Raw genomic sequence first — 20,624 nt, 5'->3', positions numbered from 1 at the left:
TTCGGATGGCCCAGGCGCTCGGCAACTTGCTCGTGATTCGGCACGGGGCCGCTTCCCGATGGTCGATTCCATCCGTGCGCGCCAGTCGCGGCCCGCCGGAATCGTATCAACGCCGCAGGTCCTGTGGCGGAGATCTCAAAATGCGGGACGGCGGCGGACATGACATGACCTTTGTCCGGCTATGTCCGTTCTACTGCTACGGCAGTATTGCGGCGGAATGAAGCCGTCACAATTTCCGCAACAAAGCCCTCGACAGGGCTTCGGAATGATTTGCGGAACTCCCTTGGTATCCGATCTGATGGCGCTCGGCGGCCCCCTGGAAACCCCCGGACCGGCCGCCCGGAAATGCACGTCAGCGCACCCTCACCCACGGGGCGGCGGAGAATTCGGGGAGTACGCCTCTCATGGCAGTGGTCGAACCAGTCGCAGGGCCCGCCGCGGAGCCGGACGGCCGGACACCGGAGGCCCGCACGCCGGACACCGGCGCACCGGACGCCGTGGAGCCGGACGCCGCGGCACCCTCCGCCTCCCCCACCCCAGCCCCGAAGAGCCTGCTGCGGCGCGTCTGCCGCGACCGGACCGGAGCCGTCGCCCTCGCCGTCGTCCTCCTCTTCCTCCTGCTCGCCCTCGCGGCCCCGCTGATCGCCGCGCTGTACGGCAGGAACCCGACCGAGCACTACGGCCAGAACACTCCCGGCCTGCTCAGCGACGGCGGCCTGCCGATCGCGCCCAACGGCGGCATCTCCGGGGAGTTCTGGTTCGGCCTCGAACCCGGGCTCGGCCGCGACGTGTTCACCCAACTGCTGTACGGCATCCGCACCTCGCTGCTGATCGCCTTCGTGTCGGCCGCCGTCACCACCGCCCTCGGGGTGCTGGCCGGAGTCGCGGTGGGCTACCTCGGCGGCCTCACCGACCGGTTGTTCGGCTTCCTCTCGAACGTCCTGCTGGCGTTCCCGACGCTGCTCCTGCTGCTCGCGCTCAGCCCGGTGATCCAGTCCCGACTGGTCGATCCCGGCACCGCGGAACCGGACTGGATGCAGTTCCTGGTCCTCATCCTGGTGTTCTCCGCGTTCGGCTGGATTCCACTGGCGCTTTCCCTGCGGGCCGCCGTCCGATCGCTCCGCGAAAGGGATTTCGTCCAGTCCGCACGGGCGATGGGCGCGAGCGGATTCCATATCGTGTTCCGCGAACTCCTGCCGAATGTCCGGGCACAGCTGCTGGTGCACGCCACCATGGCGGTGCCGACGTTCGTCGCCTCCGAGGCGGTGCTGTCGTTCCTCGGCGTCGGCATCAACGAGCCGATCCCGGACTGGGGCCGGATGATCTCCCGCGGCTCGGAGGTCTTCCAGGCCGACCCGACCTACATGTTCTTCCCCGGCGTCGCGCTGCTGCTCTTCGTCCTCGCCTTCAACCTGCTCGGCGACGCCGTCCGGGACGCGCTGGACCCGCGCGCCGTCCGCTGAAGCCGCCGGGGCCCGCCGGGGCTCCCGCCGGGGCCGTCGCCGACGGCTTCGCCGGGCCCCCGCCGGGGCCCGCCTCCCCCCTGAGACCTTCCCTCCCTCTTTCGCAGTCCACTAGCCGCCCCGGTGTCCCCGGGGCAAGGAGAGATTCGCCATGCGCTGGATCAGACCGTCCCTCGCCGTCGTCGCGACCGCCCTGCTGGCGACCTCCTGCTCGGCCGGCGCGGGCTCCACCTCCGGCACCGGCACCAACGCCGCGCCCAAGGACACCTCGCCGCTGACCGCCGCGCTCGGCACCGAGAAGGAGAGCGCCGGCCCGGCCCCCGCCGTCCCCGGCGCCCGCGCGGGCGGCACGGTGAACGTCTACAACGCGACCGACTTCCGCCACCTCGACCCGCAGAAGGTGTACGCCGGCGCCGCCTACAACACCTCGCTGCTCTGGGGCCGCCAGCTCACCCAGTACCAGGTGGTGGACGGCAAGGCCAAGCTGGTCGGCGACCTCGCCACCGACACCGGCACCCCCGCCGACGGCGGCCGCACCTGGACGTACAAGCTCAAGGAGGGCGTGGCCTGGGAGGACGGCCAGCCCATCACCTCCCAGCAGGTCAAGTACGGGATCCAGCGCAGCTTCGGCAAGGGCTACGAGGTCGGCCCGCCGTACTGGCCGCAGTGGCTCACCGGCGAGGCCAGCTACGACGACGCCCGCAAGAAGTACGGCGGCCCGCAGGACGGCGACCTCGCCGCGATCGAGACGCCGGACGACCGCACCCTCGTCTTCCACTTCCCGCAGCCGCAGGCCGACGTGCCGTACATGGCCGCGCAGTCCTCCTCCTCGCCGGTGCGCAAGGACAAGGACACCGGCACGGACTACGACCGGCTGCCGTACTCCAGCGGCCCGTACCGGATCGTCGAGCACGTCCAGAACACCCGGCTGGTGCTGGAACGCAACCCGCACTGGAAGGCGGAGACCGACCCGATCCGCAACCAGTACCCGGAGAAGTTCGTCTTCACCTTCGGCAAGGAAGCGCTCAACATCAACCAGGAGATCCTCTCCGGGCGCGACGGCGGAGCGGACGCCACCACGGTCGCCACCCAGCTCTCCCCCGAGCTGTACCAGACCGTGGACACCGACCCGAAGGCCAAGGAGCTGGTGGTCTCCGGCCGGCAGGGCGCCTTCGTCACCCAGCTCATGATCAACAACGAGCGGGTGACCGACCTGGAGGTCCGCAAGGCCCTCAACCTCGCCTACCCGCGCCAGCAGGCCCGCCAGGTGCAGGGCGGCACCCGGGTCGGCGAACTCGCCACCACCCTCAGCTCGCCCGCGCTCGTCGACTGGCAGAAGTACGACCTCGACCCGGCCAAGCCGGAAGGCGACCCGGAGGCCGCCAAGGCCGCCCTCGCCAAGGCCAAGCAGGCGCCCGCCTCGCTCACCTACGCGTACGCCAACACCCCCAACGGGCAGCGGGTCGCCCAGGTGCTGGTCGACGGCTTCGCCAAGGCCGGCATCACCGTCGTGCCCAAGCCGATCGACCCCAAGGCGCTGCTGGACGAGGCGCACCGCGCCGACTCCCCCTACGACCTGTGGGAGGAGACCAGCTCGGTCGACTGGCCGACGCCCTCCACGCTGATCCCGTTCTCCTTCGACGGCCGTGCCAACAGCGACCTCAACTCCGCCCGGTACCGCAACGCCGAGGTGGACAAGGAGATCGACCGGATCAACCAGATCGGTGAGCCGCGCCAGAAGGCCAAGGAGCTCTACGCGCTGGAGCAGACCGTGATGAAGGACCTGCCGGTGCTGCCGTTCGCCTACCCGAACATGAACCAGCTGCGCGGCTCCAACGTCGGCGGGGCGTTCATCCACCCGATCTACGGCTCGGTCAGCCTGGCCTGGGTCTACCTGAAGTCCTGATGCCCTGAAGTCCCCCGGCGGCCCCGCCCGTTGCGCCAGTCCCGCACCCGTCCCGCACCCGGCACGGCTGCACGACGGTCCCGCGCGGGCGGGGCCCGCCACCCCCGACGCCCTCTGATTCGGACCGGCCACCATGCTCTCCTTCGCCCTGCGGCGGATCCTCCAGGCGATCGCCGTCCTGGCCGCGGTCTCCGCCGCCGCCTTCGCCCTCTTCTACGCCGCCCCCGCCGACCCGGCCCGCGCCGCCTGCGGCCCGCGCTGCGACACCGGCCAGGTCGCGGCGGTCCGTTCGAGCATGGGCCTGGACCAGCCGCTGCTCGCCCAGTACACCGACTACCTGACCGGGGTCGTCGCCGGGCGGGACATCGAGGACGTCGACGGCTCGGTCATCCACTGCGACGCGCCCTGCCTCGGCTACTCCTACCGGCTGCACCAGCCGGTCACCGACGCACTGGTCGACCACCTGCCGGTCACCGTCTCGCTGGCCGTCGGAGCGCTCGCCTTCCTGCTCCTGTTCGGGCTCGGCACCGGCTTCGTCGCCGCGCTGCGCCACGGCACCCGGACCGACAAACTGCTCTCCGGCTTCACCCTGGTCGGCGCCAGCGTGCAGATCTACTTCCTCGGGTACGTCGCCCAGTGGGGGCTCGTCTACACCACCGGGCTGCTGCCGCTGCCCTCCTACACCCCGCCGGCCACCGACCCGGCCGCCTGGGCGGGCGGGATGCTGCTCCCCTGGCTGGTCCTCGGCTTCGTCAACTCGGCCGTGTTCGCCCGGCTCTCGCGCTCCCAGCTGCTGGAGACGATGAACGAGGAGTACGTCCGGACGGCGCGCGCCAAGGGCCTCGGACGGCTCCGCGCGCACCTCAAGTACACCTCGCGCGGCGCCGCCGGGCCGCTGGTCCAGCTGCTCGGGCTGGAGGCGGGCGCACTGCTGGGCGGCGCGGTGATCACCGAGACGGTGTTCGGGCTGAACGGCATCGGCCGGTTCGCCACCGAGGCCGTCGAGGGGCAGGACCTGCCGGCCGTGGTCGGCGCGGTGCTGCTGGCCGCGTGCTTCGTCGTGCTGTTCGTCGCGCTGGCCGACCTCGTGGTGGCCTGGCTCGACCCGCGCATCCGCCTCAGCTGACCCCCGCCCCCGCCATTCCTGGAGCCTGTCCCATGACCGAGCCCGCCACGACCCCGGCCGCCGTGCACGCGGCCACCGGGGAGCCCGTGCTCAGCGTCCGCGACCTGTCCGTCACCTTCGCCGACCCGCGCGGCGGCGCCCCCGTGACCGCCGTACGCGGCCTCTCCTTCGATCTCGCCCGGGGTGAAGTCCTCGGCCTGGTCGGCGAGTCCGGCTCCGGCAAGTCCGCGACCGGGCTGGCCGTGCTCGGCCTGCACGACCCGCGCACCACCACCGTCACCGGCTCGATCCGGCTGGGCGGACGGGAGTTGGTGGGCGCGGAGGAGTCCGTGCTGCGCGAGGTGCGGGGCGGCCGGGTGGCGCTGGTCTTCCAGGACGCGCTCACCTCGCTCAGCCCGTTCCACGGCGTCGGCGCGCAGCTCGCCGAGATGTACCGGCTGCACCACCCCGGCGCCGGGCGCGCCGAGGCCGGGAAGCGGGCGGCCGCGATGCTGGACCGGGTCGGCATCCCGGCCGCCCGGGTCCGCGACTACCCGCACCAGTTCTCCGGCGGCATGCGGCAGCGCGTGATGATCGCGATGGCGCTGATGAACGACCCCGACGTGCTGATCGCCGACGAGCCGACCACCGCGCTCGACGCCCGCGTCCAGCGCCAGGTGCTCGACCTGCTGGGCGAGTTGCAGCGCGAGCACGGCACCGCGGTGCTGCTGGTCAGCCACGACCTGGGCGTGGTCGCCGGCACGACCGACCGGACGCTGGTGCTGCGCGGCGGCGAGCAGGTCGAGACCGCGCCGACCGCCTCGCTGCTCGCCGCGCCCCGGCAGCCCTACACCCGGGCCCTGGTGGGCGCGGCGCTCACGCTGGAGACGGTGCCCGGCACGCCGCTGCCGACGGTCGACGATCCGTCGCCCTCGTTCTCCTTCGCCGCGCGGGACACCTCTCGCGGCGGCGACGGTGGCGGCGGCGAGGGCTCCCCCGCCGGTGCCGATGGCGCACCGATCGGCGCTCCGGTCGGCCGGGCGGCGCGGACCGGTCGGTGGCTGGTCGAGGTCGAGGACCTCGCCGTGCACTTCCCCGGCCGCCGCCGCTTCCCCGGCCGGCGGGCCGAGCCGGTCCGGGCCGTCGAGGGCGTCAGCCTGCGGATCGCCCCCGGCGAGACCCTCGGCCTGGTCGGCGAGTCCGGCTCCGGCAAGTCCACCACCTCCCGCGTCCTGGCCGGGCTCCAGTCCGTCACCGGCGGGACGGTGCGGTACGACGGCGTGGACGCCACCGCCCCCGACCGGGCGCTCCGGCGGCGGCTCAGCAAGGAGATCCAGCTCGTCTTCCAGGACCCGTACGCCTCGCTCAACCCCCGCCGCACGATCGCCCGGACGCTGGACACGCCGCTGCGCCTGCACACCGCGCTGACCGCGGCGGAGCGCCGTGACCGGTCCGCCGAGCTGCTGGAGCAGGTCGGCCTGACGGCCGCGCACCTGGACCGCTACCCGCACGAGTTCTCCGGCGGACAGCGCCAGCGGATCGGCATCGCCCGCGCACTGGCCCCCGAGCCCCGGCTGATCATCGCCGACGAGCCGGTCTCCGCGCTGGACGTCTCGGTCCAGGCCCAGGTGCTCAACCTGCTGATGGAACTGCGCGAACGGCTCGGCGTCGCCTTCCTGTTCGTCTCCCACGACCTCGCGGTGGTCCGGCACTTCTGCGACCGGGTGGCCGTGATGCACCGGGGCCGGCTGGTCGAGTCCACCGGGCGGGACCAGCTGTTCACGGCTCCGCACACCGAGTACACCCGGGAGCTGCTGGCCGCCGCGCACTGAGGCCCCGGCGGCGCCGCGGTCGGCGCGGACGGCGGCCGGCGCGGACGGCGGTTGCCGGCGCGGACGGCGGTTGCCGGCGCGGACGGCGGTTGCCGGCTTCGGCTGCGCGACCGCGTGACCACGGGTTAGCGTGCAGACTTCGGAGCGATCGCCAACCGAGGGGGCACGGTGTCGGAGGAACTGCTGATCGCCAAGATCAACCACGGCTTCGACCATCTGGACGCCGACGGGGACGGCCTGCTCACCGAGTACGACCACGTCCTGATGGGGCACGCGGTGGCCCGGTCGCTCGGCCACGCCGAGGGGTCGGCCAAGGAGGAGCGGATCGTCGACGCCTACCTGGCCATCTGGCGGGACCTGCACCTCGCCCACCTGCCCCCCGGCGCCACCGCGATCACCCGGGAGCAGTTCACCGCCTCGACCCTCTCGGTCGCCGACGACCCGGCCGCCGCACGGGCCGTCTTCGGGACACTGGCCGAGGCGTTCATGGCCGTCGCCGACGTGGACGGCAGCGGGACCGTCGACGCGGGCGAGTTCTTCGTCTTCCAGCGCGGCCACTTCTCCGCCCTCTCGCGCGACGACTCGGACGAGGCGTTCCGGCGGCTCGACCTGGACGGCGACGGACGGCTGTCCGCCGCCGAATTCGTCTCCGGCATCATCGAGTTCTGGACCAGCCGCGACCCCGAGGCCCCCGGCAACTGGTGGGCCGGCAAGCCGTCGGCGCTGTACTGAGCCGGGGCCCGGACGGGCGAGCGGGCGGTCCGGCGGTGTTCCGCACGGGAGGCGGCGTCAGTCGGCCGGCTCCGCGGGGAAGTCCCGCAGGGCCCGGACCTCGCGGGTGAGCAGCAACGGCACGCAGGAGGACAGCGCGACCACGGCCGCCGCCCAGAGGGCCGGACGCAGACCCACCGCCGAACCGAGCAGACCGCCGGCGGCCGCCCCGAGCGGGAGCGTGCCCCAGATGACGAAGCGGACCGACGCGTTCATCCGGGCCTGCATCGCCGCCGGCGTGATCGCCTGCCGCAGGCTGACCTGGGCGATGTTGTAGGCGGTGATGCCGAAGGCCGTGATCCCGGCGGCCGCCGTCAGCGTGGGGACGGCACGGCCGGGGGTGGCGGTGGCGAGCAGCAGTACGCCCAGGCCGGGCAGGCACTTGGCCGCCACCAGCATCCGGCCGAGCCCGACCACCCGGATCAGCCGGGCGGTGGACAGGGCGCCGAGCAGGGCGAACACGTTGCCGACGGTCAGCGCGAGGCCGAGCCGGCCCGGCGAGAGGGCAAGGTCGCGCAGTGCGAACGCGGGCAGCAGGGCGCTCAGCGCACCACTCAGGCCCACCAGGTTGGAGACGGCCGTGGCGAGGGCGAGCGAGCGCAGGGTCCGCTGGCGGAAGACGAAGCGCAGGCCGGCGGCGATCCGGGTGCGCATCCTCTCCTCGGCCACGGGCTGCGCCGGTTCCGCCCGGCCGGCCCGCTCCGCCCGGGCCTTCTCCGCCCGGTCCCTCCAGCCCGTCCGCTCCGGCCCGCCCGCCCGATCCGGCGTCCGGATCGCGCCGAGGAGGAGCGCCGAGACGAGGTAGCTGACCGCGTCCGCGAGCAGGATCAGCGGTGCGGCCACCAGTTGGAGCAGCAGCCCGGCGAGGCCGGGACCGGTCAGTTCGGCGGCCGAACGGGAGAACTCCAGCCGGCTGTTGCCGTCCGCCGTCCGGCCGCGTCCGACGACGTCGGGCAGGAACGCCTGGTCGGCGATGTCGAAGAAGACCGTGAACAGTCCGGTGACGAACCCGACCGCGCAGAGCAGCGGCACGCTCAGCAGGTCGAGGGCGTAGCCGAGCGGCAGGACGCAGACCGCGACCGCCCGGCCGAGGTCGGCCACGACCATCACCCGGCGCCGGTCCCACTGGTCGAGCAGCGCACCGGCCGGCAGGCCGACCAGCAGGAACGGCAGGGTCTCGGCGGCGGCGACCAGTCCGAGCTGCCCCGGGGTCGCGCCGACGGTGGTGAGCGCGAGGACGGGGAGGACGAAGAAGGTGATCTGGGTGCCGAACTGGCTGACGGTGTGGGCCGACCAGAGCGCCGCGAAGTTCCGCTGCCGCCAGAGCCCGGGCGGACGGGCCCGCGGGCCGACCTCGTCGGTGCGTGTTCCGTGAACGTCGGTGTCCGTCATACCGCTCCCCCGCTGTCGGCCGTTCCGTTCCGTTCCATGACCCGGCAGCGACTCCCCGGCGCCGCCGGGCACCCGATGGATGGTAGTCGAATGACCCCTTCCCGGAGGCGACTTGGTGAAGATCCACGACCGTGGACCGGCGAACCACGGCGGCGAACCACGGCGGCGAGCCACTGCGGCGGAACACGGGGGCGGCACGGCCGGGGCGGCGGCATAGGGTGACCGGCATAGGGTGACCGGCATGCTCTTGTGGATCAACGGGCCCTTCGGCGTCGGCAAGACCCAGGTCTCGCACGAACTGCGGCGGCGGCTGCCCGGCAGCGTGCTGTGCGACCCCGAGGAGGTCGGCTTCGGGCTGCACCGGATGACCCCGAAGGCGCTGCGCGGCGACTTCCAGGACCTGCCCGCCTGGCGTCAGGGCGTCTACGAGGTACTGGATCTGACGCTCGGTCGGCACCGGGGGACGGTGATCGTCCCGATGACGGTCACCGAACCGGCCTACCTCGCCGAGACCGTCGGCCGCCTGCGCGAACGCGGCCACGACGTACGGCACTTCGCCCTGCTGGCGGAGCGCGAGGAGGTGCTTCGCCGCCTGCGCGAGCGCGGGTTCGGGCACGCCGTGCAACTGGTCGCCGGGAAGGACGCGCCGCTGCGCAGGGAGAGCTTCGCGGTGTCGCGGCTCGACCACTGCCTCGACCGCCTCGGCGGCGCCGGGTTCGGCGAACACGTGCGGACCGACCACCTCACCGTACCCCGGGTCGCCGAACACGTGGCGGCCTCGGCCGGGTTGGCGCTCGCACCGGACACCGACGGCCCGCTGCGCGGACGCCTCCGCCGGGCGCTGGTCGGAGTCCGGCACATCCGGTTCATCTGAGCAGACAGGAGCGGGACATGCGGCGTTTCATCCTCACCGGCACACCGGGTGCCGGAAAGACCACCCTGTTGGGCGAGTTGGCGCGGCGCGGCTTCACCGTCGTGGCGGAGGCCGCCACCGACGTGATCGCGCGGCGGCAGGCCGCCGGCGAACCGGAACCGTGGACCCGGGCCGACTTCGTCGACGAGATCGTCGCCCTGCAGCGCGAGCGCGTGGCCGCAGCCACCGGGGAGGTCCAGTTCCACGACCGCTCACCGGTCTGCACCGAGGCCCTGCGCGACTTCCTGGAACGCCCCGCATCACCGGGACTGACCTCCGAACTGCGCCGCATCGGCGACGAACTCGTCTACCAGCACGAGGTGTTCTTCGTCCGCAACCTCGGCTTCGTCGAGCCGACCGCCGCCCGCCGGATCTCCTTCGAGGACGCGCTCGTCTTCGAGCGGCTGCACGAGCGGGCCTACCGGGCGCACGGCTACCGACTGATCGACGTCCCGGCCGCCGGGGTGGCCGAGCGGGCGGACCTGATCGAGGCGGCCGTCGCCCGCACCACGCCCCGCCGATGAGGGCGGCGCGACCGGCCCGACCCGGTTCCGCGCCGACCGCCTCCCCCGACGATCGGTGATCGACTTTTTTCGGACACCCCTTGCAACCACTACGACCGGAGTACTATAACTGTCGTGGTTGAGGGCGCGAGGCCCCCGACCGGACGAACCCAAGGACGTGAATGCGCAAGCTCACCTACTACGTCGGCGCCACCCTCGACGGCTTCATCGCCGCCCCGGACGGCAACTTCGACATGCTCCTCCCGTACGTCACCGGGGACTTCCTCCCCTACATGCTCGACGAGTTCCCGGAGACCCTGCCCACTCCGGGCCGCGCCGCACTGGGCGTGGCCGACGCGCCCAACAAGCGCTTCGACACCGTGCTCATGGGCCGCGGCACCTACGGCCCCGGGGTGCCGCTCGGACTCGCCAACCCCTACGCCCACCTGCGCCAGGTCGTCTTCTCCCGCTCCATGACGGAGAGCCCGGACCCCGCGGTCGAGGTCACGGCCGCCGACCCGCTGACCCGGGTCCGCGAGCTCAAGCAGGAGGACGGCCTCGGCATCTGGCTGTGCGGCGGCGGCGAACTGGCCGGGCGGCTCCTCCCCGAGATCGACGAACTGGTCGTCAAGCAGTACCCGCTCGTGACCGGCTCGGGCATCCCGCTGTTCCGGGCCGGCTTCGCCCCGCACGCCTTCACCCTGGAGGAGGCCCGCACCTTCGACAACGGGGCCGTCGTCCTCACTTACGCGAAGACGTCCGGCTGACGCTCACCACGAGGCAGACGCCGACGACCACGATCGCCCCACCCAGCAGGGTGGGGCGGGTCAGCGGCTCGGCGAGCACCAGCCAGCCGAGCAGCACCGCCACCACCGGGTTCACGTAGGCGTAGGTGGCGACCAGGCCCAGCGGCGCCGAGCGCAGCAGCCACGCGTACGCGGTGTAGGCGACCAGCGAGCCGAACACCACCAGGAAGGCGAGCGCCAGCCAGGACCGCCCGGAGACGGCCCCCAGGTCCAGTCCGTGCTGCTCCCCGCGCACCAGCCCGATCAGCGTGTTGCCGAGCCCGCCCGCGAGCATCTGGTACGCGCTGGCGGCGAAGACGTTGCCGGGCATCCGGATCCGCTTCGCGGCGAACGACCCGAACGCCCAGGTGAGCGTGCCGCAGACCACCGCGATCACGCCGGCCTTCGCGATGTCGCCGCCGATCGCGGGCGCCGAGAGCACACCGAGCCCGACCAGTCCGAGCAGCACGCCGGCCAGCTCCACCGGCTTCGGGCGGTCGCCGCCGGCCGCCGTCAGCAGGACCATCCAGAGCGGCACGACGGCCACCAGCAGTGCGGCCAGCCCCGAAGGGATCGAGTTCTCGCCGAGCACCACCAGCCCGTTCCCGCCGGTCAGCAGCAGCACGCCGACCAGCACGGAGGACCCCAGCTGCCGCAGGTCCACCCGGAGTCCGCTCCGTCCGTAGCGGATCGCGACGAACCCGACGAGCAGCAGACCCGCGGTCAGGAACCGTGCCGCGGCGGAGAGGAAGGACGGCATCGTCTCCAGCGCGATCCGGATCGCCAGGTACGTCGACCCCCAGAGCACGTACACCACGCCGAGCGCCACCCACACCGGGCCGCCGAGGCGGGCGGGCGCGGACCCGGAGCCGGCGGGAACCGCGTCGGCGGGTACGGAACCGGCCGACGCGGAACCGGCCGGTGCGGCGTCGGCGGGTCCGGCGGCGGAGGCCGCACCGGACGTGCCGGACGTGCCGGACGTGCCTGCGACGGGAGCTGTCATGTGTGTCCCCCTAGGACGGTACTGGCTTGCACCAGTCATGACATCGCATCAGCCCACCCGAGCGCCAGTCGGTATCACCAGGCGATCGGCCGGCGGGGGGCGAGGGGCGGCGGGTGACAGTCGGCACCGGACGGCGGAGGCCGGACGGCGGAGCACCGGCGGTCGACGGATTCCGGCGATCGGGAAGCGACCGACAACCGACAATCGGCGGATGGCGGATTCCGAACTCCGTCATCCGCCAGTCATCAGTCATCAGTCATCAGTCGTCAGTCGTCAGTCGTCGACCGCCCACGAGGAGCCCCGTGCCCACCGCCCCACCCGCCCCCGTCCTCCCCTTCTTCGTCTACGGCACCCTCCGCCCCGGTGGGCGCAACCACGCCGTCCACCTGGCCGGCCGGTGCGCCGAGGTGCGCGGGGCGGTGCTGGAGGGCGCGGCCCTGCACGCGGGGCCGGGGTTCCCGTACGCGGTGCCGGACGCGACGCCCGGGCGGCGGATCGTCGGCGAGCTGATCACGGTCCGCCCCGGCGCGTACCCGGACGCGCTCGCCGCCCTGGACCGCCTGGAGGACTGCCGGGCCGACGGCACCGGCGAGTACGTCCGGAAGCGGCTGGCCGTCCGGACCGCGGACGGCGCAACGGCGGAGGCGTGGGTGTACCTGGCCGGCCCGGACGTCGCCGCCCGGCTGCGCGCGCACCCCGCGCTGATCGCGTCCGGGGACTGGCTGCGGGACCGCTGAGGGCGCGGGCCCGACGGCCCGCGCCCTCCAACGGCATCGCGCCGCTCAGGCCTTGCCCACGCCCGAGGCGACCCGGTCGCCGAGCGCCTTGTCGACATTGCGCCAGTACTGCACCGCCCGGTCCAGCACCGGATCGCTCACACCGCCCTTGAGGTGCCCGACGATGTTGGAGACCAGCCGGTCGCGCTGCGCGTCGTCCAGCACCTTGCGGACCATCGTGCCCGCCTGCCCCCAGTCGTCGTCCTCGGCGTGCAGCGAGTACGCCTCCCGGACCATGTCGCCGGACGTCTGCCAGCCGGCCGACGGGTCGTCGTACACCTTCGGGTCGGCGGCCGGTCCGCCCTTGGAGTTGGGCGCGTACGGCGCCGCGGTGCGCGCCGGGTCGAACCGCATCGGCCCGTCCTTGGCGTACGAGTGCACCGGGACGTGCGGCCGGTTGGGCGGCAGCTGCGCGTAGTTGGGGCCGATCCGGTACCGGTGCGTGTCGGGGTAGGAGAAGATCCGGCCGAGCAGCATCTTGTCCGGCGAGACGCTGATGCCCGGCACCAGGTTGGCCGGCTCGAAGGCGGCCTGCTCGATGTGGACGAAGTAGTCCTCGGGGTTGCGGTTCAGGGTCATCGTGCCGACCCGGATCAGCGGGTAGTCGCCGTGCGGCCAGACCTTCGTCAGGTCGAAGGGGTTGAACCGGTAGCCGGGCGCCTCGTCGAACGGCATGACCTGCACGTGCAGCGTCCAGGACGGCGCGTTGCCGCCCTCGATCGCCTGCCAGAGGTCCTCGCGGTGCAGGTCCGGGTCGGAGCCGGCCAGCCGGTCGGCGTCGGCCTGGGTGAGGAAGTCCACGCCCTGGTCGGTCTTGAAGTGGTACTTCACCCAGTACCGCTCGCCGGCGGCGTTGACCCACATGTAGGTGTGCGAGCTGTACCCGTTCATGTGCCGGTACGACTTCGGGATCCCGCGGTCCCCCATCAGCCAGGTGACCTGGTGGGCGGACTCCGGCGAGAGCGTCCAGAAGTCCCACTGCATGTCGTGGTCACGCAGGCCGTTGTCCGTGCGCCGCTTCTGCGAGCGGATGAAGTCCTGGAACTTGATCGTGTCGCGGACGAAGAAGACCGGCGTGTTGTTGCCCACCAGGTCGTAGTTGCCGTCCTCGGTGTAGAACTTCAGCGCGAACCCGCGAGGGTCCCGCCAGGTGTCCGGGCTGCCCTGCTCGCCGGCGACGGTCGAGAACCGGGCCAGCATCTCCGTCCGCTTGCCCGGCTGGAACAGCGTCGCCTTGGTGTACCGGCTGACGTCCTCCGTCGTCTCGAAGACGCCGTACGCCCCGGCCCCCTTCGCGTGCACCACCCGCTCCGGCACCCGTTCACGGTTGAACTGGGCCATCTTCTCGATCAGGTAGTGGTCGTGGAGCAGAATCGGGCCGTCCCTGCCCACCGTGAGCGAGTTGTCGTCGCTCGGCACCGGGACCCCGGCGTTGTTGGTGGTGTACGGGACCGCTGACTCGGACATGGTGCCCTCCGTTGCGTGCTGAGGTCCCCCCGGTCGACGCTAACCCCGCCCGGCAGGCCGTGCACCCTGGCCGCCCCGCCACCGGATACCGCCAGGTAGGCTGCCCCGGGCCCCGCCTCACGGGCCCCGGACGACCCGCCGCCCCCGGGCCGCCGGCCGCCGGCCCGGGCAGGGCCCGGGCCGCTCGGACCACGCCCGCAGATCCACAAGGAGCCCCCGGTGACCCAGCAGCCGCACCCGCTCACCGTCGTCGGGATCGGGGCCGACGGCTGGCCCGGCCTCGCCGGCACCGCGCGGGCCGCGCTGCGGACCGCCGAGGTGGTCGTCGGCGGCCCCCGCCAGCTCGACCTCCTCCCCCCGGACGAGGTGTCCGCCGAACGGGTGCCGTGGCCGTCCCCGCTGCGCCCGGCCGTCCCCGGGCTGCTGGAACGGTTCGCGGACCGCCGGGTCGCCGTCCTGGCCAGCGGCGACCCCATGTTCCACGGCATCGGCCGCACCCTCGCGGAGATCGCCGGCCCCGACCGGCTGCGCATCCTGCCGCACCCCTCCTCCGTGTCGTACGCCTGCGCGCGGCTCGGCTGGCCCCTGGAGTCCACCGAGGTGGTCACCCTGGTCGGCCGTCCCCTGGACACCCTGCGCCTCGCCCTCAACCCCGGCCGCCGACTGCTCGTCCTCAGCGCCGACGCCGCCGGCCCCGCCGCCGTCGCCGCACTGCTCACCGCGAGCGGCTACGGCGCCGCCCGGCTGCGGGTCCTGGAACAGCTCGGCGGCCCCGCCGAACGTCAGCTGGACGGCCCCGCCGACGGCTGGCCGCACCCGCCCGGCGACCCGCTCAACCTGATCGCGGTCGACCTCGGCCCCGCCGGCCCCCGCACCCCGGTCGTCCCCGGCCTGCCCGACTCCGTGTACGAGAGCGACGGCCAGCTGACCAAGCGGCACGTCCGCGCCGCCACCCTGGCCACCCTCGCACCCACCCCCGGCGAGCTGCTCTGGGACGTCGGCGGCGGCTCCGGCTCGATCGCGATCGAGTGGCTGCGCGCGCACCGCGACAACCGGGCCGTCACCGTCGAACGCGACCCGGTCCGGGCCGGGCGGATCGCCCGCAACGCCGCCGCGCTCGGCGTCCCCCGGCTGCGCGTCGTCACCGGCGCCGCGCCCGCCGCGCTCGCCGGGCTGCCGGCCCCCGACGCGGTGTTCGTCGGCGGCGGGCTCACCGCGCCCGGCCTGCTCGACGCCTGCTGGACCGCGCTGGCGCCGGGCGGGCGGCTGGTCGCCAACACCGTGACCCTGGAGTCCGAGGCACTGCTCACCGAGTGGTACCGGCGGCACGGCGGCGAGCTGCTGCGGCTCGCCGTCGCGCACGCCGTCCCGGTGGGCGGCTTCACCGGCTGGCGCCAGGCGATGCCGGTCACCCAGTGGTCCGCCGTCAAGCCCCTCACACCCCAGGAGAACGCCTCGTGACCGTCCACTTCATCGGGGCCGGGCCCGGCGCCGCCGACCTGATCACCCTGCGCGGCCAGCGCGTCCTCGCCCGCGCCGAGGTCTGCCTCTACGCGGGCAGCCTGGTGCCGCGCGAGCTGCTGGACGAGTGCCCGCCCGGCGCCCGCCTGGTCGACACCGCCAACCTCAACCTCGACCAGATCGTCGAGGAGCTCGTCCGCGCCCACCGGGCGGGCCAGGACGTGGCCCGGCTGCACTCCGGCGACCCGTCCGTGTTCAGCGCCGTCGCCGAGCAGATGCGCCGACTCGACGCGGCGGGCGTCCCGTACGAGGTGGTGCCCGGCGTGCCGGCCTTCGCCGCCGCCGCGGCCGCGCTCAAGCGCGAACTGACCGTGCCGACCGTCGGCCAGACCGTCATCCTCACCCGGATCGCCAAGCGCGCCACCCCGATGCCGGAGGGCGAGGACCTCGCGACCCTCGGCCGCAGCGGCGCCCTGCTCGTCCTGCACCTGGCCGCGGGGTACATCGACGACGTGGTCGAGCAGCTGCTGCCGCACTACGGCGCCGAGTGCCCGGCCGCCGTCGTCGCGATGGCCAGCCGTCCGGACGAGCTGGTGCTGCGCGGCACGGTCGGCTCCATCGCCGGACAGGTGAAGGAGGCGGGCGTGGTCCGCACCGCGGTGATCATCGTCGGCCGGACGCTCGCCGCCGAGCAGTTCCGCGACAGCCACCTCTACTCGGCGGACCGCGAGCGCCCGCACGAGCCCTGCGGGTCGTAGTGGCCCACCCGCCGCTGCCCACGCCGCAGCCCGCACCGCACCGGGCCGCACCCCGTGCCCCGCACCGCCCCCACCTGCTCGTCCTCGGTGGGACGACCGAGGCGCGGGAACTGGCCGCCGCCCTGGCCGGCTCGCCGCTCAGGGTCACCAGCTCGCTCGCCGGGCGGGTCACCGAACCGCGGCTGCCCGCCGGCGAGGTCCGGATCGGCGGCTTCGGCGGCCCCGAGGGCCTCGCCGCCTGGCTGCGCGCCGAGCGGGTGGACGCCGTGGTCGACGCCACCCACCCGTTCGCCGCCGTCATGTCCCGCAACGCGGCCGGGGCCGCCGCCGCGACCGGCGTGCCGCTGCTCGCGCTGCGCCGCCCCGGCTGGGAACCGGTGGCCGGCGACCGCTGGCACCCGGTGGCCTCCCTCGCCGCCGCGGCGGAGCTGCTGCCCTCGCTCGGCCGGCGGGTCCTCCTCACCACCGGACGGCAGGGCATCGGCGCGTTCGCACACCTCGACGGCCTGCACTTCACGGCCCGTTCGGTCGATCCGCCCGAGCCGCCGGTGCCCGCCTCGCTCCGGGTCCTGCTCGACCGCGGCCCGTTCACCCTGGACGGCGAGCGCGCGCTGCTGCGCGAGCACCGGATCGACGTCGTGGTCACCAAGGACAGCGGCGGCGCGGCCACCGCCCCCAAACTCACCGCCGCCCGCGAACTCGCCCTTCCCGTGGTGGTCGTGGAGCGCCCGCCGCTGCCGGCCGGCGTCCCGGTGGCGGAGAGCGTCGGCGCTGCGCGGGAGTGGCTCGCCGGGCTCCTGCCCGCCCGGTGACGACGGCGCCGGCGGCGGACGCACCCCCGGCCCCTGCCCGGCCCAACCCCTGAAGCGCCCGGCCCCGGCCCAACCCCTGCCCAACCCGCGAAAACCCCGCCCCAGGAGCCGCCCGCCCTGCGATCATGACCCGATGGACGCCTACGACCGCGCCGACGCCGAGCGCACCGAGCCCCTCCGCACCGCCGACGAACGCGCCACCCTGACCACCTTCCTGGACCACCAGCGCGCCACGTTCGCGATGAAGTGCGCCGGGCTGACCACCGAACAGCTGCGCGCCCGCCCCCTCCTGCCCTCGGAGCTCTCCCTGCTCGGCCTGGCCCGCCACCTCGCCGAGGTGGAGCGCGGCTGGTTCCGCAACGTCCTCGCCGACGAGGACCGGCCGGGCTACTGGAGGCACGAGGACGACAGGTCCGCCGAGTTCGAGGCCGAAGCGGCCGACCCGGACGAGGCGTTCGAGATCTGGCGCGGCGAGTGCGAGCACGCCCGGCAACTCGTCGCCGCCGCCGACTCGTTGGACGTCCTCGGGCACTACCGGCGCAACAGCGACGGCACCGACGAGGTCTACTCGCTGCGCTGGATCCTCACCCACATGATCGAGGAGTACGCCCGCCACAACGGCCACGCCGACCTCCTCCGCGAACACCTCGACGGCCGCACCGGCGAGTGACGCGGAAAGCGCCGGTGCCCGGTCGCGAACTCCCCGACCGGGCACCGCGCGCCACGCACCACAGATCACCGGCGGACCGGCGTCCGGTCAGATGTCGCGGAAGGTCTCGATCTGGGCGCCGATGGAGTTGAGGCGCTCGGCGAGGTCCTCGTAACCGCGGTTGATGACGTAGACGTTGCGCAGCACCGAGGTGCCCTTGGCGGCGAGCATCGCGAGCAGGATGACGACGGCGGGGCGCAGGGCGGGCGGGCAGACCATCTCGGCGGCGCGCCAGCGGGTCGGGCCCTGGACGAGGACCCGGTGCGGGTCGAGCAGCTTGATGTCCGCGCCGAGCCGGGTGAGTTCGGTGAGGTAGATGGCGCGGTTGTCGTAGACCCAGTCGTGGATCATCGTGGTGCCGTGGGCGGCCGCGGCGATCGCGGCGAAGAACGGCACGTTGTCGATGTTGATGCCGGGGAACGGCATCGGGTGGATGGTGTCGACCGGCGCGGTCAGCTTGGACGGGCGGACGGTGAGGTCGACCAGCCGGGTGCGGCCGTTGTGGGCCGGGTACTCGGCGGTGCGGTCGTAGTCGAGGCCCATGCCCTCCAGCACCGCGAGCTCGATCTCCAGGAACTCGATCGGCACCCGGCGGATGGTCAGCTCGGAGGAGGTGACGACGGCGGCGGCCAGCAGGCTCATCGCCTCGACCGGGTCCTCGGCGGGGGTGTAGTCGACGTCGCAGGTGATCTCGGGGACGCCGTGCACGGTGAGGGTGGTGGTGCCGACGCCGTCGATCCGGACGCCCAGCTTCTCCAGGAAGAAGCAGAGGTCCTGGACCATGTAGTTGGGCGAGGCGTTGCGGATGACGCTGACGCCGTCGTGGCGGGCGGCGGCGAGCAGGGCGTTCTCGGTGACGGTGTCCCCGCGCTCGGTCAGCACGATCGGCCGGTCCAGCGGGGTGCCGGGCTGGACGGAGGCGTGGTAGGCGCCGCCGGTGGTGGCGACCTCCAGGCCGAAGCGGCGCAGCGCGGTGAGGTGGGGCTGGACGGTCCGGGTGCCGAGGTCGCAGCCGCCGGCGTAGGGGATGGCGAACTTGTCGGCGCGGTGCATCAGCGGGCCGAGGAACATGAGCACGCTGCGGGTGCGGCGGGCCGCCTCGACGTCCATGCCGGCGAGGTCGAGCTCGGCGGGCGGCGTGAGTTCGAGGTCGCGGCCGTCGTTGGTCCAGCGGCTCTTGACGCCGATGCTGTTGAGCACTTCGAGGATGCGGTAGACCTCCTCGATGCGGGCGACGCTGCGCAGGGTGGTGCGGCCGGTGGTCAGCAGCGAGGCGCAGAGGATCGCCACGCAGGCGTTCTTGCTGCTGCGGACGTCGATCGCACCGGAGAGCCGGGTGCCGCCGGCGACCCGCAGGTGCATCGGGCCGGCGTAGCCGAGGGAGACGATCTCGCTGTCGAGTGCTTCGCCGATGCGGGCGATCATCTCAAGGCTGACGTTCTGCTTGCCCTGTTCGATGCGGTTGACCGCGCTCTGGCTGGTGCCGAGGGCCTCGCCGAGCTGAGCCTGGGACCAACCGCGGTGCTGACGCGCGGTACGGATGAGGGTGCCGATACGGGTGAGGTAGTCGCCTGTCACCCGGCAGACCATATCTCATGGCTGAGATAGCACCAGAATCGACCCCGGGCGTGGCGCCACTTTTGTCCGATTCTCGCCCCGTATGAGCGTCAGATCTTCACATCACAGCGAAGTTCTTATGACACGCCTGAGACGAAAGGGGCCGTCAACACGGGCCCAGCGGCTCCGCCCGGCCGACGATCGTCCCGGCCCGGTCGATGCAGATGACGTCCACCGCGACCGGCGAACCGACCAGCACCTCCAGTGCGGTGGCCCGGGCCCGCATCGCGACGAGGTCGCCGAGCGGCACCCCCGCGGCGCGGCAGAGCTGGATCGCCTCCAGCGCGGTGTTCGCCGACGCCACCGCCGACACCAGTTCCCCGTCCGCGCCGCCCTCGCGGGCCAGTCCGGCCAGGAAGCCCCTGTCGACCTGGGAACGCGCCGAGTGCAGGTCGAGGTGACCGGCGGCGAGCTTGGAGAGCTTGGCGAAGCCGCCGGCGACGGTCAGCCGCGGCACCGGATGGCGCTTCAGGTACTTGAGCACGGCGCCCGCGAAGTCGCCCATGTCGAGCAGCGCGTCCTCGGGCAGGCCGTGCACGGCGACCGCCACCTTCTCCGAGGTCGAACCGGTGCAGCCGGCCACGTGCGTGCGACCGGCCGCGCGGGCCACGTCCACGCCGCGCCGGATCGAGTCGATCCAGGCCGAACAGGAGTAGGGGACGACGATCCCGGTCGTCCCGAGGACGGAGAGGCCGCCGAGGATGCCGAGCCGGGGGTTCCAGGTGGACCGGGCGATCTCCTCGCCGTGGTCGACGGAGATCTCCACCACGACGTCCCCGCTGCCGCCGAACTCCGCCGCGACCTCCGCGACCGCGTCCCGGATCATCTGCCGGGGCACCGGGTTGATCGCCGGCTCCCCGACCGGGAGCGGCAGACCGGCCTTGGTCACCGTCCCCACTCCGGGCCCGGCCCGGAACACCACGCCGCCGCCCGGCCGCCCCGCCCGCACGGTGGACCGGATCAGCGCCCCGTGCGTCACGTCCGGGTCGTCCCCGGCGTCCTTCACCACCCCGGCCATCGCCCACCGGCCGTCCGCCCCGGCGGAGAGCTCCTCCGCCGCCAGCGCGAACCCCGGCCGCTGCCCCTTCGGCAGCGTGATGACCACCGGGTCCGGGAACGCACCCGTCAGCAGCGCCCGGTACGCCGCCTTGGTCGCCGCCGTCGCACAGGCCCCGGTCGTCCACCCGTGCCGAAGCCCACTGCTCCTCAGCTGCCCGGCCCGCCCGCCGACCTCGCCCATGCCCCGCACCCGTCTCCCTGTCGTTCCTCCGTCGGTCGGGACATCATGCTCCACCGCCGGCACGCCGGTCCCGCAGTGGGGTCCGCAAGCCGGATCGTGTACACCTGGCAC

At 73.5% G+C, this 20,624-nt stretch carries 18 protein-coding genes and 1 riboswitch; of the genes, 13 read left to right on the top strand and 5 right to left on the bottom strand.

All coding sequences use genetic code 11. From position 1 onward, the window contains the following. Nucleotide 1: 1 nt before the first annotated feature. Nucleotides 2–99: riboswitch (ZMP/ZTP riboswitch) on the bottom strand. 305 nt (nucleotides 100–404) lie between these two features. From AC067J_RS11765 to AC067J_RS11745, 5 genes are all read left to right on the top strand, one after another. Continuing rightward, nucleotides 405–1,463: an ABC transporter permease gene (locus AC067J_RS11765; protein WP_478298034.1), complete on the top strand. Its 1,059-nt coding sequence runs from the start codon at nucleotides 405–407 to the stop codon at nucleotides 1,461–1,463. 151 nt (nucleotides 1,464–1,614) lie between these two features. Further along, nucleotides 1,615–3,369: an ABC transporter substrate-binding protein gene (locus AC067J_RS11760; protein ID WP_478298033.1), complete on the top strand. Its 1,755-nt coding sequence runs from the start codon at nucleotides 1,615–1,617 to the stop codon at nucleotides 3,367–3,369. A gap of 133 nt (nucleotides 3,370–3,502) precedes the next feature. Continuing rightward, on the top strand, nucleotides 3,503–4,495 hold the full coding sequence (locus AC067J_RS11755) for an ABC transporter permease (RefSeq protein ID WP_478298031.1): 993 nt from the start codon (nucleotides 3,503–3,505) through the stop codon (nucleotides 4,493–4,495). A 32-nt stretch (nucleotides 4,496–4,527) separates the two neighbouring features. Further along, nucleotides 4,528–6,306, top strand: coding sequence for a dipeptide ABC transporter ATP-binding protein (locus tag AC067J_RS11750; RefSeq protein WP_478298029.1), 1,779 nt, complete (start codon nucleotides 4,528–4,530; stop codon nucleotides 6,304–6,306). Between the two features lie 168 nt (nucleotides 6,307–6,474). Then, on the top strand, nucleotides 6,475–7,038 hold the full coding sequence (locus AC067J_RS11745) for an EF-hand domain-containing protein (protein ID WP_478298027.1): 564 nt from the start codon (nucleotides 6,475–6,477) through the stop codon (nucleotides 7,036–7,038). A gap of 57 nt (nucleotides 7,039–7,095) precedes the next feature. On the opposite strand, the gene AC067J_RS11740 is transcribed toward AC067J_RS11745, so the two are convergent. Next, on the bottom strand, nucleotides 7,096–8,469 hold the full coding sequence (locus AC067J_RS11740) for an MFS transporter (protein WP_478298026.1): 1,374 nt from the start codon (nucleotides 8,467–8,469) through the stop codon (nucleotides 7,096–7,098). Between the two features lie 241 nt (nucleotides 8,470–8,710). Between AC067J_RS11740 and AC067J_RS11735 the strand changes: the two genes are divergently transcribed. The 3 genes from AC067J_RS11735 (at nucleotide 8,711) to AC067J_RS11725 (ending at nucleotide 10,652) form a co-directional block, all read left to right on the top strand. Beyond that, a complete protein-coding gene (locus AC067J_RS11735) occupies nucleotides 8,711–9,343 on the top strand; it encodes an AAA family ATPase (RefSeq protein ID WP_478298024.1) in 633 nt (210 codons plus the stop codon). A 17-nt stretch (nucleotides 9,344–9,360) separates the two neighbouring features. Next, on the top strand, nucleotides 9,361–9,906 hold the full coding sequence (locus AC067J_RS11730; protein ID WP_478298022.1) for an AAA family ATPase: 546 nt from the start codon (nucleotides 9,361–9,363) through the stop codon (nucleotides 9,904–9,906). A 161-nt stretch (nucleotides 9,907–10,067) separates the two neighbouring features. Then, nucleotides 10,068–10,652 carry a dihydrofolate reductase family protein gene (locus AC067J_RS11725; RefSeq protein ID WP_478298021.1) on the top strand — a complete coding sequence of 195 codons (585 nt, stop codon included), beginning with the start codon at nucleotides 10,068–10,070 and terminating at the stop codon, nucleotides 10,650–10,652. Here the strand turns inward: AC067J_RS11725 and AC067J_RS11720 are convergent. After that, entirely contained in the window at nucleotides 10,627–11,673 is a 1,047-nt protein-coding gene (locus AC067J_RS11720) for an EamA family transporter (protein WP_478298019.1), read from the bottom strand. The genes AC067J_RS11725 and AC067J_RS11720 overlap by 26 nt on opposite strands. A gap of 302 nt (nucleotides 11,674–11,975) precedes the next feature. Between AC067J_RS11720 and AC067J_RS11715 the strand changes: the two genes are divergently transcribed. After that, a complete protein-coding gene (locus tag AC067J_RS11715) occupies nucleotides 11,976–12,410 on the top strand; it encodes a gamma-glutamylcyclotransferase family protein (protein WP_478298017.1) in 435 nt (144 codons plus the stop codon). Between the two features lie 45 nt (nucleotides 12,411–12,455). Here AC067J_RS11715 and AC067J_RS11710 read toward each other — a convergent pair whose 3' ends face one another. Continuing rightward, the gene (locus AC067J_RS11710) at nucleotides 12,456–13,916 is read right to left on the bottom strand and encodes a catalase (RefSeq protein ID WP_478298015.1); all 1,461 of its coding nucleotides are present in this window, start codon (nucleotides 13,914–13,916) and stop codon (nucleotides 12,456–12,458) included. 219 nt (nucleotides 13,917–14,135) lie between these two features. Between AC067J_RS11710 and cbiE the strand changes: the two genes are divergently transcribed. From cbiE to AC067J_RS11690, 4 genes are all read left to right on the top strand, one after another. Continuing rightward, entirely contained in the window at nucleotides 14,136–15,377 is a 1,242-nt protein-coding gene (cbiE, locus tag AC067J_RS11705) for a precorrin-6y C5,15-methyltransferase (decarboxylating) subunit CbiE (RefSeq protein ID WP_478298013.1), read from the top strand. Next, complete coding sequence (cobM, locus tag AC067J_RS11700) at nucleotides 15,374–16,135, top strand: precorrin-4 C(11)-methyltransferase (protein WP_478298011.1); 762 nt, start codon at nucleotides 15,374–15,376, stop codon at nucleotides 16,133–16,135. Before cbiE ends, cobM begins: the two co-directional genes overlap by 4 nt. 14 nt (nucleotides 16,136–16,149) lie before the next feature. Beyond that, nucleotides 16,150–16,947 (top strand): cobalt-precorrin-6A reductase, encoded by a 798-nt coding sequence (locus AC067J_RS11695; RefSeq protein ID WP_478298186.1) that lies wholly within the window; start codon nucleotides 16,150–16,152, stop codon nucleotides 16,945–16,947. 133 nt (nucleotides 16,948–17,080) lie between these two features. After that, complete coding sequence (locus AC067J_RS11690) at nucleotides 17,081–17,617, top strand: DinB family protein (protein WP_478298010.1); 537 nt, start codon at nucleotides 17,081–17,083, stop codon at nucleotides 17,615–17,617. Between the two features lie 87 nt (nucleotides 17,618–17,704). Here the strand turns inward: AC067J_RS11690 and AC067J_RS11685 are convergent, their stop codons facing one another. After that, entirely contained in the window at nucleotides 17,705–19,234 is a 1,530-nt protein-coding gene (locus AC067J_RS11685; RefSeq protein WP_478298009.1) for a UDP-N-acetylglucosamine 1-carboxyvinyltransferase, read from the bottom strand. Nucleotides 19,235–19,379: 145 nt separating this feature from the next. Next, nucleotides 19,380–20,513 (bottom strand): cobalt-precorrin-5B (C(1))-methyltransferase, encoded by a 1,134-nt coding sequence (locus AC067J_RS11680; protein ID WP_478298008.1) that lies wholly within the window; start codon nucleotides 20,511–20,513, stop codon nucleotides 19,380–19,382. Nucleotides 20,514–20,624: the final 111 nt, after the last annotated feature.

The organism is Kitasatospora sp. NPDC042419 (assembly GCF_056437345.1).
Note: the sequence above shows the minus strand (reverse complement) of the source record. Positions and strands in the feature narration are given on the sequence as shown.